We start from the raw sequence: 18,374 nt of genomic DNA on the forward strand, positions 1-18,374 counted from the left end.
GATTGAATCAGCTAGTGGCGAGGCTATGCTGGAGCTTGAACAGCTCCGCATCGGTACGGACCCCGAGTTTTCGGAAGGCGGCTTGCTTCTGGCCGCTGATGGTTTTCATGCTGCGCATGAACTTTCGGGATATCTGTGACACCGACATACCGTCCAGGCAACAGCGCAGTACCTCACGCTCCTTGGGCGATAGTGAGGGGTCATTCAACAAGCGCTGCCCGCCTTTTATATCAGGCGATGCGCGTCCTGCAGGTAGCGGTTGGCGACCCAGGCGGTAAGCCAAACCGGGAGACACATAGGTCTCACCCGAGGCCACCTTGCGGATAGCCTCAACCAACAGCTCGGCACTTTCCGACTTTCCGAAGAAACCGTTTGCGCCAACACTTAGCGAAAGGTTGACAACCGACGGCGACTCCGCGGAAGACGAAACAAGTATGCAGAGCGATGGAAACCGGCGGCGGATCAGGCCTATCAAATGCAGACCATCCAACTCGCTTGCTCCCAGCGAATAGTCGAGCACCAACAGGTCTGCAGGGGTACCACTCAAGGACGCGAGCAGATCACGGCTGTTTGAGTAAACGCCAACAACCTTTAGATCTGCCTCACGTGACAAGCGCAGTTCCAATGCCATCTGGATTAAAGAATGGTCATCCAACACCGCAATGCGGAGTGGCGCCATTATTGACCATTTCACCGAATCAACTCCTTTACACTGCAAAGCCCCGTTACACGAATAGAATGCCGAACAGCCTACCGCTCGGCGCTCTCCATTAAACCGGGTAACCAGCTGGACCGGTCATCCTTTCTATCCAGCATGCAGACGGCCCTCGATCCAATGACCGGGGCCGCTGCGTACACTCAAGGCGCGGGCGTCCTCCGCACCTCCACACGAAGCACAACCCGACGGTTCGGTGCATAGCAGGTACGCTGTTGTTCCGCACTGCCGTAACAACCGTGTTTTACCAACATGCGGCTACCCGCACTGTTCGCCTGGGTTATCGACTGCGGAACACCACTGCTGACCAAGGCACTACGGACAATGTCTGCCCAGCGTTGGCCCAGGATCTGATTTTCCGCTACCGCACCGATGGGATCGGTATGCCCTTCTACTTCAACACGGGTAATCTGAGCGTTCTCTCGCTGGAGACCTGCGAGCAATGATTCAATCTGACTATTTCCGGCCGCGCTCATGCCATTGCGGCTGTTGAATGACACATCTGCCAACAGAACATACTCGCGTAACACCACCGCTGGCGCATCCAGATAGCCGTAGTGGCGGCACGGCTCCACATTGGAAGCGCGTGACAACAGATGGACCTGTTGCCGCTGTTCGCCCAGCTCCGCGGACGCAACCGTCCTGGTCACCGGCAAAGGATGGTTGCCACCCTCTTCACGAACCTTCAGGTAGTAGGTGGAACCACCTTTGAATGTTGCCGCGTACAGCTCGTCATTCTTCCCGGAATAACTGGGTGCATCATCTAGATATGAGCCGAGCATATGCCGGCCCGGAGCCAGACAGAACGAGGTGTATCCGCCCGGCTTCAGTGCAGTGATGAATTCCCTGTCCAGGTAGACGTTGGCAACAGTAGAGCCATGCGCACCTTCGGGCCGGTAGTAGACAACCTGCGCCTGGTCCTTTCCAATCGCTGCCACCGCAGAGTAATTGTTGCCAAATGCACGATCACCCTGCGCCGACGCTTCCCCGACTGCGAACAATGCGCCGGCTGCAGCGACCAACATCAGTACGGACATACCTTTTATTCGATCAACTACCGCGCAGCACATCTGAACATCACTCCGTAGCCCCCCTCACTACCATGCGGAGGCGGGTTGTTTGACCAATGCAGAGCAGCAGCCGAATGCTACTGCCCCACCCTTAACGCCTCACTCGCGGCGTGCGTACACCTGGATGACGACGCGGCGATTCGGCGAATTGCAGGCAATCACATGCGAGCGCTCGCCCAGGCAATCATCCACCAGTGGCTCACGACGCCCCTTGGACTCGACGGTTATGGAACCAACCGACAAACCGCTCTCGATCAGCATCTGGCGCACGGTCTGTGCGCGCACCAAGCCCAACGTCTCATTGGCCGCGTCACTACCGATCAGATCGGTATGACCAACCACATCGATACGCTCAAGCTCAACGCCCTCTTTCTGCAGCTCATGCACGATACCCGCCACTGCACGCCGGCCATCCTCGCGAACATCCGCATAGCCGGCCTTGCCGAATGCGAACAGCACGTCACCTGAGAGTGTGTACACCTGAGGCTCAACTGGCGCCGTGTAGTTACATGCCTTTACTGCAGATGCGCGTGACAATACGTGTGTCTGGCGCGGACTGCGTGCAAGTGCCCTTTCCGCATCAACGCGAGTCACAGCCGTCGGCAGTACTGCACCAGCCTCGCTCACCTTCAGGAAATAGGTCTTACCGCCTTCCAGGGTGGTCCGCGGTTGTGCTTTTTTGCCTTCATACCGCGGCGCATCGTCGAGCACTGCATTCAAGCCATGTGCGCCCGGTGCGATGCAGAATACGGTAAAACCACCAGGCAGCAGACTGGTATGGAACTCATTGTCAATGTAGACGTGTGCCGTGCTGGCCAGATGACCCGCTGTGCCGTCGCGGTAATAAACCACCTGACTCTGATTGGCGGCCACCGCTGGTACCGACTGGTAGGGATCTGCGAACGCAGACGCCGGGATTGCCGCATACGCGCCAACTGCAAGCAAAGAAGCCGCTGCAGCAACAGCTGCCGTTGCTGCACGTTTCATCGTTCCGTCTAAAGACATGCCTTATTCCTCAAGATCGTATTTTCGGCCCGCAGCGCGATGTGAAGACGAACAAGTCGCTTTCACTGTGATGGGACGCTCTTATTAAGTCTCTCAGGTAAAACCAACTGACCTACGGTTTACGCCGAAACGTTCCGATGAATCCCAGTCGGCCACACCATTGCTACCAGTATGTTTTTCATTGGAGACTCCATACATAGGGAAAGTCTCAAATTGCGAGTCACTGTGAAATGCGACGCACGCGGGCCGCCTGAACCAGCACTTCTCCTATGCCAGCGCTTACTCTGGCATGCCTATCACTTTTCTTTCTGATGCCACTACCGGATGACTACCTCCCAGCGCTCAGCCAACGCACCAGCGCACCAGCACTCGCGTACTGCCTGACGACTGCCTGGTAGCCATCAAACCGGCTCGAAACCTCGCCAATCTGATTGTTGTAGTGCTCACTCTCCGAAGACAGCACGTCCAGCAGCGTACGACGGCCAAGGTGATACCACTGCTCATAGAAAGCTGCACGTATCTTGTCCGACTCCAGCGACAATCCACGATATAGATCCGCCCGGTCGCCGAGCGAACGCGCGTCCTGATTGGCGGCGCGGATGCGATATTCCAAGTCCTGGACCTGCTGCTCGGCCCCCATCCAGCCCGCCTGCGCACGCTGCCGCGCAGCCTGCTCCGAAGCCCGTCCGGAACCACCGCGGAACGCGCTCCAGGACAGCGTCAACCCGGTCTGCCATGCAGAATCGCGACCATAGATATCCTCACCGGTGTTCTTGCTTACCACCCAATTGACCTGCGGCCGCAGCGCCGATCGCACCGCATCAGCCTGGGTATCAGCAGAGCGTGCCGAAGCCCTGGCCTGCAGTACCGTAGGGTGATGCAGTGATTCAGCCAGTAACCAATTTAGCTCGGGCAATCGAATATCCCAGTACTGCGAACCAGGTAATGACGGCAAAGCTCTATCGCCAACCATCCTACGCAGGTTGATCTCGATATCACGGGCCTTGGAATCTGCCGCACTACGCGACGCCCCAGCCTGCAGAAGCCGCGCACGCGCCTGGGTAAGCTCGCTGACGCGACCCGCGTCGACGGCGACGATGCCTTCCAGCATCTTCACCAACTCCGCCATGCGGTCAACATAGCGCTGACTGGTTTCAACAATGATGCGCTGCTTGGCCAGCTCAACCAGATTGGAGGTCACGTCGTAGGCTGAAGATTCCAGCTGCGCCTGCACTGCCGAATCAGCGGCGTCAGCCAAGTGCGTACGGCTCTCGATGGTTTTGCGAACACGCCCCCAGTCAAACAGCGTTGTGGTGATACCCAGCGTCAGCGACGGATCACCTGTTCCCGACGCTGCACTGGCACCAAACTCGCGGGAGAGACCGCGCGCGCTAATATCCAGCTGGGGATAGCGCTGACCCTTGGCCTCGGCGATGTCAGCCTTTGAAGCCGCGTACTGCGCCAGAGCGCCTGCCACGGCCGGGCTCCGCCCGGCGGCGGCGTCCACCATGCTCAAGAACAAGTCACGCAAATCTGATTCAGCCACCTCTCCCTTCCCGGCCACCACCGCAGGCGCTATCGCGGCCCCCGGCATTGGGTGCGGAATATTCAACTGCATGGCGGGCGAAGCAAACGAGGGGATGGAAGCAGAAGCAGCCTCCCCGGATAGATCCGGCGGGCTTACCGGCGCAATCGGCAGGCGCTCAAATACAAGCACATCCTCGACAAGGTCACCCGGCGACGGAACCGCCAGGCTTTCGCGAACAGAACGCACGACAGCGGAGGGCGAGACTGCAGCTTGCGCGCTACCGACCAGCTCATCACGCATGCCGGACTGCGATACCGAAGCGACATCACTAACGGCACTGCGCGGCGCAACTTTCTCGAACTGGAGCAGTTCTTCATCAGCCCTGGCTTGGTTGCTGATCGCCGACATGCACGCCAACGCGATCACCGAAAAGCCAGTAAAGGGCCTGCGTACTGCTCTTTTATTCCGGAACGCAATGTCCCTGCCGAAACTACTCATCTGCAACCTCAAAAGTATTCGCTTCCAGAACAAGGAAGACCGTGTTTCGGGTAGAACAAGAACTCAAAGAGCACTGGGTGCTGAACTCGAAGTGCAGCCCGGAGCATCGCCGTTCATTCCTGCCAACCAAGGTGAACGCCGTAGGGCGCAACCTGGAACAAGCTGCCTTACCCGACGCAGCTTCGATGGGGAGCAAGCGTAGAAATACGCGCCCCCCAAGTACATGGGACACGTCCTAAATGCATGCGCCTTGCCTACGTCAAAGCCATTTCCAGCCACATCACAACGCACCAATGCCCTGGCAAATCGAAGGATGGACGCCCTGTAACAAGGCCTAACACTGGAGTTACACGGCTGACGTTCATCGGCAACGAAATTTCGTTCACAGCGCCAAAGTGCATGACTGAAAGCTTGTAAATCCACTAGCCCACACGCTGCACCATCACTCCATCGATTGGCCGCACCCCGGAAATACTCTGCCCGAAGACCTGCCAATCACATGCCGCCGCATGATGGAGCAAGCACGGACTCCAGACTATGAGAAGTGGCCTATTTATTGCGCAGTGACATGCGACTCGCCAAAATTCTGTTTGCGCACGCTCGTTTGGTGGTGTTTTCCATCAAACAATGTGCCACATCCATGCCTTCACCCCGGCTCAGATTGGTACCGCACCGGAGCAGCGCCGCAATCGGGATTGTTGCGGAGATCTCCATCATTATTCCTCCGGTGATCAGAATGCCTCCAGCCTGAGATCCTGAAGATGGAGGGCGTCCGATGCATCCGTCGGTGCGCACCATCACGCGCCGCTCCGACTCGCCACTTCAAAAATCGCTGTTTCCTGCATACCAATCGGGAGCAGATCCGGTCCTGGCTGAGACAGTGCCGCAGCATCTGGCTGCGCACCAGACTCACCATTGAGTCCGCCCTCCGCCGAATCTGTCACAACCACGGGAACCGCCTGCTGCACGCCCCCCCTACCTCAGCTCTGGAAGCACGGTAGCTGCGACCAAGAAAAAGCGGGGCACCGAAGTGCCCCGTTGGTTTGAAACCATAGATAGCAAATACAGTATTCGCTACCGAGACAGATCAATATGCCGCGTATGCCACCAGGTGCGTATCCAGCAGGTCAAAGCCGAAACTCAACGCCGAACCACCCGCACCGCCAGCATTTGGCTCCGTCACAACCATTTGACTCAACAGCGTCGGCTCCGACGCAAACAGCTCATTCTCGACCGAGGACAGCAGCGAAGAGGCAGCAAGCACCTCGACCGGCTCGGCGAATGCATCTGCACCAAGGACCGAGTCGTGCATGTCACGGGTTTGCAGATTGTTGTCCAACGTAACGCCCACACCCTTCTGGACCAGCAGCTCAGCGCCCAGCGAAGAATGCTGGTATGCGTCGTACGTCACACCGCCGATCACTACCGAGGCCTTTTTCACCCAATCGCCGTGATCTGCATTGTTGGCCAGTAGATCACTCAAGGTGACTTTGTCGCCAGCATTACCTTTGACCATCATCTGCACACGACTCTTGTCGCCCGTGTAGAACGCATTGGCCGCGCCGTTGTTCATTACATCGACCAGCGACAGTTTGAGCGTGTTGTTGCCCGTGCCGGTGATATCCAGGATTTCTACTGAACTGACCTTTTCCTTAAGAGCGGTCAGATCAAGTGTCTGCCCAGCCCCAGTCAATTTCAGCGTATCCAGGCCAAGCCCGCCGTGAACCCCCGCGTTGGCACCCGACATGGTGGCAACATTGGCAAGCGAGAAGACATTATTATCCTTGCCGCCAAAGTTCATTTCGCCTACCTCTTGATTGACAGGCTGTTCAGCGTAATCCGGCCAATAGGAGAAGCAACTCATGTCGTCGATGTAGACTTGCTGACCGGCGAGGGTAGTAATAATAACACTTCCAATCAACACTCCATCCGGAGCCGTATAGGAAATAGGTAACGTCCACCAGAATGTACCTCCCAAGGCCTGCCTATCGAGCACAGTCCCATCGACCGCCAGAAATGTAACTGTATCGCCCCCCCCCAGGTAAGTAAGCCTAACCTCAACGGACGGCCTGTCCAGATCAAATCGCACAACGCTGTTATTCCCCCCGCTTTTACTCCCAATCAAGAGCGCACTACCCTCCACGGACGGGGTATCCACCAGCTCCCCTCCCGAAACATTTACGACAGTAGCATTACTGTACACTTTACTCTTCCCAACACCGATCGAAAGTGGAGAGTGATTGAAGTTTTCTCCCATCCCCACCAGCCGGTAGCTGTGATTCTGGATTACGTTGCCTGCCAGATCCACCGAGGTCAGCGTCATCGCCGCGGTCGGTGAGAACCCAGGGGAAAGAACCGCTTTCCCCGCTGCTACGTCCGCCGCGTTAAGCTTATAGACGAAGCTGGCATTTCCCTCGCGCAGTACAATTTGGTCTCCAATCTGCGCATTGCCTTTCTCGAGAAGCACAGTGACCTGCGAGCCGTTCATGGTCACCGCAAGAGGGGCTTTGGGCGCCTCCGTATCGAGTGTAATTGTTTGCGATTTGACGGCACCGACATTACCGCCGCCATCCACCACCCGGGTCTGCACAACCCAGCTTGCCGCATGAGCGCTGCCGTCCTGCATGCTCCACTGTTTGCCTTGGACAAGAGCTGCTGCCCAGGTTTTACCCCCGTCCGTCGAGACCTGCAACACTTCATCGGCGTCCAGCGCCGCTGACAACGTACCCTGCATCAGACGGCCGGCGCTGCCGTCGTTGGTCAGGAAGTCAGTACTGCTTACGCCGCTATCTTTGCCTACAGAAGAGAGAGTGGCCGTCTGCGTTGGCGGCAGCGTGTCGACCTTGAAACCAAACGCATCGGATGCCACGCTCTTGCTGCCCAACGCATTGACAGCTACTGCAGTGACACTGTGCGCACCATTGGCCAGCACCTTGCTCGAGGTAATGCTCCAGTTGCCGCTGGCATCAGCCTTTGCATTACCGATATCCACGCCGTTGTCCCACAGCGTCACGCTGCTGCCAGCTTCGGCCTTGCCCTTGAACTCAGGCTTGGTGTCGTCGGTCACGCCACCTTGAACCAAGGTACCGGTGGTGGAGCCGACATCGTCAGTCACGGTCAGAATCGTCGGCTTGGCTGGTCGCGTCGCGTTCACCGTAAGGACAAACGCATCGGATGCCACGCTCTTGTTGCCTGCCACGTCAACGGCTATCGCAGTGATACTGTGCGTGCCGTCCGCCAATGAGAACATGCTCTCCTCGAACAACTTGATCGTCCAGTTGCCATTGGCATCGGCTATGGTGGTCTTGTCATCGAGTAGCTGACCGTTTTGCCAAAGCGACACAGTGCTACCGGCTTCAGCCTTGCCGCTGAACTCAGGCTTGGCGTCGTCGGTAACCCCACCTTGAGCCAAGTAGCCAGTGATGGCGCCGACATCGTCAAGCACGGTCAGAATCGTCGGTTTGGCTGGTGGCGTCGCGTTCACCGTAAAAGCAAATGCATCGGATGCCACACTCTTGTTGCCCGCCGCATCAACCGCTACTGCGGTGACGCTATGCGCATCATTGGCCAGCACCTTGCTCGAAGTAATGGTCCAGTTGCCACTGGCATCAGCCGTGGCACTACCGATATCCACACCGTTGTCCCACAGCGTCACGGTACTGCCGGCTTCGGCCTTGCCCTTGAACTGAGGCTTGGTGTCGTCAGTAACCCCACCTTGGGCCAAGGTTCCGGTGATGGAGCCGACATCGTCGGTCACGGTCAGAATCGTCGGCTTGGCTGGAGCCGTCTTGTCCACCGTAAAGACAAACGCATCGGACGCAAGGCTCTTGTTGCCCACTGCGTCAACGGCTATCGCAGTGATACTGTGCGCGCCCTCCGCCAATGAGAACATGCTCTCTTCGAACAACTTGATCGTCCAGTTACCATTGGCATCGGCTATGGTGGTCTTGTTATCGAGTAGCTGACCGTTCCGCCAAAGCGACACAGTGCTACCGGCTTCAGCCTTGCCGCTGAACTCAGGCTTGACGTCGTCGGTAATCCCACCTTGAGCCAAGTAGCCGGTGATGGAGCCAACATCGTCAAGCACGGTCAGAATCGTCGGCTTGGCTGGTGGCGTCGCGTCCACCGTAAAACCAAACGCATCGGATGCCACGCTCTTGTTGCCCGCCGCATCAACGGCCACTGCAGTGACGCTATGCGCATCATTGGCCAACACCTTGCTCGAGGTAATGGTCCAGTTGCCACTGGCATCGGCCTTGGCACTGCCGATATCCACACCGTTGTCCCACAGCGTCACCGTGCTGCCGGCTTCAGCCTTGCCCTTGAACTGAGGCTTGGTGTCGTCGGTAGCCCCACCTTGGGTCAAGGTTCCGGTGATGGAGCCGACATCGTCGGTCACGGTCAGGATCGTTGGCTTGGCTGGCGCCAGCGTATCCACCGTAAGGACAAATGCAACGGACGCCTGGCTCTTGTTGCCGACCAGATTGACTGCGGTCGCAGTGATGCTATGCGCTTCATCACTCAGTGCGTTGCTCGGCGTGATGCTCCACTTGCCATTGGCATCGGCCGTACCGGTACCGATAACCGCACCCTTGTCCCAAAGCGTCACCGTGCTGCCGGCTTCCGCCTTGCCGCTGAACTCCGGCTTGGCATCATCGGTGATCCCACCTTGGGCCAAATTGCCAGTGATGGAACCCACATCATCGACCACCGTCAGAATCGTCGGGGTGACGGATAGCTCAGAACTCACGGTAAGGTTGAACGGCTTGCTATGGGGGCTTTCGCCCTTGGCAGGCAGCGTCACCGTTGCGTGCAGCACATGCGCGCCTGGAGTCAGCTCCCGCGTCGGTGTAATCGCCCAGGTGCCGTCCACACCGGCAATCCCCTCGCCGATCTGCGTGCCACCTTCATATATCTTGACCACGCCACCGGCCGTTGCAGAGCCGAAGAACATCGGATGGTTGTCATCAGTGATGCCACCGTTGAACACGTCCCCCGTCACACTGCCAACATCATCCTCGGCGCCGAAGATGTTGATCTTCTCCGGACGCGTATCAACGATGAACTCGGTCACGTCCGTTTGCTGACCAATATTGCCGGCCAGATCCACCGCCGAGTAACTCAGTATGTGCAGGCCATCGGCCAACGGGTTCTCCGGCGTGTAGCTCCACTTGCCGTCGGCGCCGACCGGAACACGGTCGAGTTCTTTGCCCTTGTCGTAAATGATCAACGTTGCGTTTGCTTCCGCCATGCCACTGATGGTCGGACGGCTGTCATCGGTGATGGTCTGGTCGGTGATTGCACCGGTGATACGGCCTTCGTCGTCGACAATGCCAGTGATCTGCGGAATACCCGGCGCGACCTTGTCTACCCTGATCACATACGGCTCGGATTCTTCACTGACACCCGTGTCCGGGTATTCGTAAATGACCGTGATCGAGTGTTTGCCCGTGGAAAGCGGGGACGATGGCGTGAACTTCCACTTGCCGCTGGCGTCAGTATCAGTGAAGCCCAGCAGGTATTTGCCACGGTAAACATGCACCCTGACACCAGGATCGGCACTGCCCATGATGGTCGGGTAGCCATCATCGGTATAGCCGCCATCTTCGATGGTGCCAGTGATTGCCCCGTGGTCATCGACAATTTTCTCGATGACCGGAATACCACCCGCCGCCAACGGCACAATGGCTGCAGGCGCACTCTCCGGAGCACGGGCGCTGGTTGCTTCGGCGCCAATGTCAGCAGGCACGTTGTTGGCCGTGTCCACCGCACTGGCGGACTCCTGCACAGCAGCAGCTGCACCCGGCTCAACAGCCGCCGGCGTGAGTCGACCTGGTGCAACATCGGCAATCTTGTCATCCAGCATGAACGCACTGGCAGCCGGCGCAGCCGATGCCTTGCTGCCACCGCTCTTGCCCGTGCTCAACGCAAGGCCACCCGCCATGGCGGCGGCGCTCGCCAGCGCTCCTCCCAACAACGAAGAGCCGCCCTCGGAGAACTCAAAGCCGGCTGCAGGCGCAGCAGTCATCAACGCCAACAGCGAAGACCCACCCTCGACAAGATCCGCAGCGTGGACAGCGCCGGATTCCGTAACAGCCACATATTCCAGATACTCACCGCCAGCGCCCTGCGCGACCAGCTGCCCACCGCTGCCATGGAAATCCTCGATGATCAGCGCATCCAACCCTGCATCCTCCGATTCCTGACTGATGATCAGATTCCGGCCAACACGCTTGACGACCATACCTGCAACGGCACCACCGCCAAGTGAGTCGGCCAGGATATAGCGCGCACCCTCAACTGCATTGATATGCACCGCCGCCCTCTTTGCAGAAGCAGGCAGATGGGTCTGCACCACAGAGCCACCACTTACCACCGATATGATCATCGTCATTATCTTTACGCCTTATGCTGTTGATTGAGACGAACACAGCGTCGCCGCCCTGAAGAGCTCAAGGCGCAACGGCATTCGATTTATCAGATAGCCAATTCCACATCCCCATATCCATGGCTGGATGCGAGCACTGAGGGCATTCCGGCACTGCAAACGGTTCAATTGGCCCGGACAAAGCGCTGCTTCATGCACGCCCAAGAGCTTCAGCCCGGATCCTGTTCAGCACCTTTCGCGCCTACTCACACCATCTTGTGGCTACTTTAGAAAAAGCAATCAGACAAGTGGTCACGAAGCAGTAGGGCTATCTGTCAGCGGCAGTATGCTTTTGCGAGAACGGGTGAGACATCAGACCCGTCTTAGATCGGCAAAAGCAGGACGAATCCCATTGCATAATAAGTTTCACCAGTAAAACTGGGTGCTGATGAAAAGCCCGGTCAAGCTTTCTCCCTCGATCTGCCTTGACGTCGCAACGGCATTCACAGCTTGCGTAGCAGTTGCCAATGTTCGTAAAAAACCGCCCCAATCAGCAAACAGCTCCGTTGAGATATACATGGTACGAGGTGACCCTCACGTCGCACAGTCCGGCGACGTGAGAGTGCGGCTACAGGGTAATAATCAGGGCACGTCGTGTAGCAGCCAGGCAACGAGAACGGGACGCCAAGGCGTCCCGTTGGTTTCCCCGATGGTATTGACTGCCAGGCCTGTAGGTTTCCAATCTGGACACCTACCGTAATCAAACAACCCTCGATCGATTGCAAAATCTCGGCACCGTGAACCCTCATGCGCCAATAGCAAACGTAGCTATCGAAGGCACACATATGCGTCAACGTCGAACAGCCTTTTACCAGCGGCCCGCGCAGCGTAGCTCCGCGGATCCGGTGCCACCCCATCCGAGGCGACACTAGCGCAGCCTTTACGGAAGCTAGAACCTTCGCGCAAACACGCCAAGACAGCCGGCCAAGCGGGGCTATTGCCCAACAGCCAGGTCCGGAGAGCCTCACTGAGGCTCTCCGGTACATCACCTGCCTATCAACCCATCAACTGCTGCTCGAAGGGGTGAACCATCTCAATCGGGCTTGCAATCACCCACGCAGCCCCGCATTCGACACGGACGCTGCTGGATACCCAGCTGTCCTGCAGTCCGTCCTCAGCACCAGGACCAATACCCATCTCCTGCACCGGCCCTGCAGCAGCGATTACTGAGCTGTCTGACTGACCCATGACGTCCTCATGCGCATCAACCAGAAGATCCTGCATCGACGGTACAGCATCCATCTCACCGCCCTTGTCGAGCGACCGGCCAGCCGGCGAAACAACCACCGACCACGGCGCGGTTTCTACGCTCCAGTTACCCGCATTATCGACTGCGTAGAAGACAAAGTTGTGTTCACCAAAGGTGAGCAACTTGGACGAGTAAGTCCAGTTTCCGTCCTCATCAGCCTCGGCATCACCAAACTCCTCACCGTTTCTATACACCATGATCAACGCGCCCGCTTCAGCCTTGCCGGTGAAGGTCGGGGTCCGGTCATCGGTTACCTGTCCGCTGTGGAGGCTGCCCTGCGAAGAGCCGGCGTCGTCTTCAACCTTCACAATGAGCGGGGTACCCGGCGCTGCTGTGTCGACCTCAACATGGAAAGCGTTGCTGAGGGCGCTCTCGGCACCACCGGCACCAATCGCTACCGCAGTGAAGACATGCTGATCGTCACTCAAAGCATTCTTCACGGTGTAGGTCCAACGTCCCTTGTCATTTACGTCCGCGTATCCTTCCGCAACACCGTTGATTCGGATCTCGATCCTCTCCCCTGCCATACCCTCACCCCGAAGCTCGGGATTGGTATCGTTGGTGACGCTACCGTTCTTGATCAGGCCCTGGTAGTAGCCAACATCATCGTTCAAGGCAGTGATCTTCGGCGTGGTTGGCGGTACCAGATCCACTCCGATCGCAAAGCCATTGGACGGGGGGCTCACATTGCCGGCAGCGTCAATGGCCTCGGCCGTGAACTCGTGGTCACCGGCTTCAAGCGCGTTCTCCGGCTCACATGTCCACTTGCCATCACCATCAGCTTCTGCCCTGCCGATCTCGACGCCCTTGTCCTTGATGATCACGATGCTACCTGCCTCTGCCGTACCACTTATGGTCGGTTTGGCATCGTCAGTCATCTCACCCTGCGCCAGACTGCCGGTCTTTGCACCTGCATCGTCAAACACCGCTTCGATCACCGGTGCTGCCGGCGGAACGGTGTCGATGTTGATCGAGAACACGTCGGACAGCGGGCTTGCATTACCCGCGCTATCCACCGCCTTCACGGTGAAGTCATGCCGGTCATTGATCAGCGGCGTGGTCGGCGTGTAGCTCCAGTTGCCTTGCGCATCGGCCGAAACCTTCTTCAGCAGACTGCCGTTGTCGTAGATGTACACCATGCTGCCCGGCTCGGCCTTGCCGGCCAGCGTCGGGGTGGTGTCATCCGTATCCTCCCCATTGAGCAGCGCCTTCTGGATACTGCCCACATCATCGGTGATGCTGAGGATGCTCGGCTTGTCCGGGCCGGTCAGATCGATGCGGAAATCGAACGGGCTGCTCGGATCGCTCACGCCATGGGCCGCGGTAGTGATCGTTGCCGTCAGGCTGTGCAAGCCTTCGCTCAACGGCAGGAACGGCTGGGTGCTCCACTTGCCATCACTGCCCACCACGGCTTCGCCCACCAGCGTGCCACCTTCATAGATCTTGACCGTGCCGCCAACGGTGCCCGTACCGTGCAGGGTCGGGCTGGCATCGTTGGTGATACCGTTCTTGCCGATCTCGCCAGTCGTTGCATCCGCACCTTCCACCGCATCGATTGCACCGATGATGGTGACTTGCACACCTGCAGTGTTGACCTCGAAGTTGATCGCATCGGACTTCGGGCTCACGTTGCCAGCCTGGTCCACCACTTCGTAGCTCAGGCTGTGATTGCCATTCACCAACGGCTTGGGCGTGAAGCTCCAATCACCATTGGCATCGCTATCCACAATGTCGAGCACCTCGCCATTGTCATAGATGATGACCTTGCCATTCGGCTCACCCTTGCCGGTGAAGGTCGGGGTCGCGTCATCGGTCAGCATGCCATTGGTGATCTGGCCGGTAACCTGGCCTTCGTCATCCATCAGCAGCGCATCACCTGCAGCCGGCTTGTCCGGCTTCACCGTATCCACGGTGATCGGGTAATTGCCGGTTTCCGGGCTGCTGTTACCCGCGCTGTTGGTCGCCTTGGCGGTGATGTTGTGCAGGCCTTCGGTCAGGTCTTCCGGCGGGGTGTAGCTCCACGTGCCATCGGCAGCCACATCGGCCTTGCCCGACTTCACACCGTCGATGTAGATGAACACATCCATGCCAGGCTGCACCGTACCAGTGATGGTCGGGCGCGCGTCGTCGGTGACCGCGTTCTTCTGCAGCGGACCGGTGCTGCTACCAACATCGTCAATCACCGAGGTGATCGCCGGCACCGCAGGCACCACGTCACCAATCACTTGCAGATCAAAACGATCAGATGGCAGCGAGGTGTTACCAGCCTTGTCCACGGCTTCTGCGGTGATGCCGTGCTTGTCCAGCCCCAGCGGATACGTCGGCTCGACGCTCCACTTGCCATCAGCGCCCGCCGTGCCGCTACCGATCACATCGCCCTTGCTGTTCTTCAGGACAATGGTGCTGTTGGGCTCAGCGGTACCACTGAACATCGGCTTGCTGTCATCGGTGATGGCACCGGACAGCAGCTCACCGGTCGAGTCGCCCTGGTCGTCATACACCGACAGGATCACCGGCGCTGCCGGCGGAACGGTGTCGATGTTGATCGAGAACACGTCGGACAGCGGGCTCGCATTGCCTGCGCTGTCCACCGCCTTCACGGTGAAGTCATGCCGATCATCGGTCAGCGGTGTGCTCGGGGTGTAGCTCCAGTTGCCTGCGGCATCCGCCGGAACCTTGTCCAACAGAACACCGTTGTCGTAGATATACACCATGCTGCCCGCTTCAGCCTTGCCAGACAGTGTCGGCTTGGCATCGTCGGTCACGCCACCGTTGCTCACAGGGCCAGTGATCGCACCTTCATCATCGATGATGCTGCCAATGCCGCCATTGGCCGGTGGCGTTGTGTCGATAATGACCACGAACTCATCCGACGGACCGCTGCTATTGCCAGCTGGATCAGTCACCACCACTTCAATTGAATGCTTGCCTTCCTCCAACGCTTCTTCCGGGACAAAGGTCCAGGTACCGTCGTCACCCACCGGCACTTTGCCAATGACCTGGCCATTATCGATGATGGTGACGGTATCACCTGCGTCACCCTTGCCCGACAGCGTCGGCTTGCTGTCGTCGGTTACCCCACCATTATCCACCGGGCCGGTTATCGGGCCTTGGTTATCAATGACTCCTCCAACACTCGGCTTGCTCGGCTCCGTGGTATCGACATTCACGACAAACTCATCGGACGGCTTGGAACTATTACCAGCGGGATCGGTGACTACAACCTCGAGCACATGCTTGCCTTCGACAAGCGGCTTGTCAGGCGTAAACGTCCAGCTCCCGTCCTTGCCCACCTGCACTTCGCCAATGACTTTGCCATTGTCGATGATGGTGACAGTGTCACCGGCGTCACCCTTGCCCGACAACGTCGGCTGCCTATCATCGGTATGGCCACCGTTGACGATAGGACCGGTAACCGACCCCTGGTCATCGATGACACTCTCAATGTCTGGCTTGGTAGGCGCCGTCGTGTCAATGATGATCACAATTTCTTCGGACGGACCTGAACTATTGCCAGAAGGGTCCTTGACCTCGACCTGCAGCGAATGCTCACCTTCGCCCAAGTCCTCCTTGGGCCTGAAACTCCAATTCCCATCACCATCGACGATGACTTCGCCGATGACCTTGCCATTGTCAATCACAATGACCTTGTCACCGGGATCCTGCCCAGAGCCACCCAGTGTCGGACGACCATCGTCGGTCACGTCACCCGAAGCAATGCCCCCCTTGGTCGGGCCCTGGTTGTCGATGATGGAACCAATGCCCTTGTTTTCTGGCGGGGTAGTGTCCTTGACCTTGTCGTCACCACTCTTGTTGTGCTCGACAACGGCACCAGCAGCCAGCCCACCAATACCTGCCAATGCCCACGGCAGCAACATGCCACCGCCGGCAACTGCCAGGCCTTCGCCGAAGCCGGCAAGCTGGGGATAACCCAGCGCCAATGGCGAAGACATGCCATCAATCAGGAACGCTGCAGCGCTGTCGCTATCGCCATCAGCGGCTATGTACTCATGGTAGACGCCATCTTCGCCAAGACCGACCAGCTGACTGTCCGAACCAAAGAACTCCTCGATGATCAACTCAGGGTGATCCGGATCGGAACCTTCAAGTGCGACGTGCAGGTTCTTCCCCACGCGCTTGACGGTGATGTTCTCGGGGCCAACACCACTGCCGTCCTCGGCTAGCAGGTAGTGGCCGCCTTTGATTGCCTTGACACGCACCGACTTGCCACCCTTGGCATTGGCCAGCGGCTTGTTCAGAACAATGGATTTATCGCTGACTACGGAAACGCTGACGTTCATCGCTGAAGCACCTGAATGATCATGTGTAGATTGATGGGCCCGATATTTCAGGCGCCACAGAATTTGAACCGACTTTTTCAAGCCGGCTTCTTAGGTGAGCGCAGTATCCCCATCCCAATACAAGCTATACATAGGACGAGTCTCAAACCGCGCTACGTTTTTTGACCGTTTCTTAGGAAGAATGCCCACACGCCACCGCTGCGCCGTACCAAGCGGGACAGTCACTGTGACTGATGCGAATAGAAACGGCTCGAACTTCAGGAACAGCAAGCCACATCCCGCTGGAACCGAGTAAGCCGCGAAACCGATGCAGCAGCAGGCTAAAAGCGCGGATACAGATTAGCTCCAGCTGATTTCCTGAACCCGCAACTGCGAACGCTGCCTTGGCGCAGCAAACACGCCGAGCGCCAAGGTAAAATTCGCACCTTGATCTACGTAAAGAAATAAAGCGGGCAAGCAGAAGGTCCATCACTCGCTGACAGGACCCAATAGCTTGCAGCGTCCGCAAAAGTGCAGCGCTGCTGTTGACGCAAGCCGCTGCGACGATACCTCCGTGATCGCCACCCCGACATCAGCTGAGTCCTAAAAGCGGTTACCCTCGTTTCCACGAACACTTGCGAGAGGGCCGGCCGAGTTCTTGATGAGTTTTCATGTCCGAACGAAGGATTCTCAGCGTAGATTTGAGGCGTGGCGCGGTTGAACAAGCAAGCCGTCCCGGAGTCAGTTGCGTCCAGGTAGCGCCGGAGTCTCGGATTCGAGAAATCCTGCTGACCCGTTGGAGGTGTGAGGCCCGAGCCCAGCGACCTTTGCACGCTGAGACGAAGAACTTGCCCAGCCAAAGCGTGAGTTGGCGCGAGTGAGGAATGAGCAGGATTTATTGAGAAGCGGCGACGCTCTTTGCCAAAGGATCAACCTGAGATATCAGGTGATCGAACGCGGCCGCGGAGCGCTTCCGGATCAACTGATGAGCCGGTGCCTGCGGGTATCGCCCGGCGGTTAGTACGACTGGAGCAAACACCCGGTCAGCCCCGCCAGCTCAACAACGAGCGCTTGCTCGGTTTCATCTGCGAACTGCAAGAAGACTGCCGTGGCGCGCTGGACTGCATTGGAACCAGAGACCAAGTGGTTAACTGATATCACCGAGATCAAGACGCAATAGAGCAAACTGTATCCGAGTACTGCCCTGGACCTGCTTTACCAACGTGTCGTGGAGTGGCCGATGCATAACCAACACGACCGGCAGATGCTGATTCGAGCGGTATGAATGGCTGCCTGGCAGTCAGCTTCGAAGCGGCAAACATACGAATCACCTGAAAGCCAATCCACTGGTGTGCTCAATGAGGGTGGCTGGATTCTGCGGCGACAACACTGCATGCGAATGCTTCTTCGAAGTTCTCAAGCGCGGGGATATTCCGGATGAGCTACCCAACACTCGGTGCAGCGAACGCCAATTCTCATGAACTTGTCGAGAGGTTCCATAACCATCGGATGCGACGCAGGATCGCCAAGTGCGACCTGAATTTCCAACCCGCTCACAACCGTGCAATTTCCCGGCAGAACCGGCATCAGCACTTCATGAAT

The 18,374-nt window shown here is 57.9% G+C and carries 6 protein-coding genes and 1 pseudogene; 1 reads left to right on the plus strand and 6 read right to left on the minus strand.

The features are described 5' to 3' along the window. Positions 1–7: 7 nt before the first annotated feature. From ACVOLV_RS09930 to ACVOLV_RS09955, 6 genes are all read right to left on the minus strand, one after another. Positions 8–694 carry a response regulator gene (locus tag ACVOLV_RS09930; protein ID WP_481554242.1) on the minus strand — a complete coding sequence of 229 codons (687 nt, stop codon included), beginning with the start codon at positions 692–694 and terminating at the stop codon, positions 8–10. Between the two features lie 164 nt (positions 695–858). Beyond that, positions 859–1,752 (minus strand): OmpA family protein, encoded by an 894-nt coding sequence (locus ACVOLV_RS09935; protein WP_481554243.1) that lies wholly within the window; start codon positions 1,750–1,752, stop codon positions 859–861. A 132-nt stretch (positions 1,753–1,884) separates the two neighbouring features. Beyond that, positions 1,885–2,790, minus strand: a complete 906-nt coding sequence (locus ACVOLV_RS09940) for an OmpA family protein (RefSeq protein WP_481554244.1) — start codon at positions 2,788–2,790, stop codon at positions 1,885–1,887. Between the two features lie 328 nt (positions 2,791–3,118). Continuing rightward, positions 3,119–4,816, minus strand: coding sequence for a TolC family protein (locus ACVOLV_RS09945; protein WP_481554245.1), 1,698 nt, complete (start codon positions 4,814–4,816; stop codon positions 3,119–3,121). A 1,087-nt stretch (positions 4,817–5,903) separates the two neighbouring features. Then, positions 5,904–11,210 (minus strand): Ig-like domain-containing protein, encoded by a 5,307-nt coding sequence (locus ACVOLV_RS09950; RefSeq protein WP_481554246.1) that lies wholly within the window; start codon positions 11,208–11,210, stop codon positions 5,904–5,906. A gap of 1,029 nt (positions 11,211–12,239) precedes the next feature. Continuing rightward, a complete protein-coding gene (locus ACVOLV_RS09955; RefSeq protein WP_481554247.1) occupies positions 12,240–16,793 on the minus strand; it encodes an Ig-like domain-containing protein in 4,554 nt (1,517 codons plus the stop codon). 650 nt (positions 16,794–17,443) lie between these two features. Between ACVOLV_RS09955 and ACVOLV_RS09960 the strand changes: the two are divergent. Continuing rightward, positions 17,444–18,308, plus strand: a pseudogene (locus tag ACVOLV_RS09960) (transposase family protein); the annotation flags it as partial. Positions 18,309–18,374: the final 66 nt, after the last annotated feature.

Source organism: Stenotrophomonas sp. STEN023, from assembly GCF_056760135.1.

Bases quoted from the DNA above. Each gene is read 5' to 3' on its own strand.
- ACVOLV_RS09940 (WP_481554244.1), bottom strand. From the start codon at position 2,790: ATGTCTTTAGACGGAACGATGAAACGTGCAGCAACGGCAGCTGTTGCT.
- ACVOLV_RS09935 (WP_481554243.1), bottom strand. From the start codon at position 1,752: ATGTCCGTACTGATGTTGGTCGCTGCAGCCGGCGCATTGTTCGCAGTC.
- ACVOLV_RS09950 (WP_481554246.1), bottom strand. From the start codon at position 11,210: ATGACGATGATCATATCGGTGGTAAGTGGTGGCTCTGTGGTGCAGACC.
- ACVOLV_RS09945 (WP_481554245.1), bottom strand. From the start codon at position 4,816: ATGAGTAGTTTCGGCAGGGACATTGCGTTCCGGAATAAAAGAGCAGTA.
- ACVOLV_RS09955 (WP_481554247.1), bottom strand. From the start codon at position 16,793: ATGAACGTCAGCGTTTCCGTAGTCAGCGATAAATCCATTGTTCTGAAC.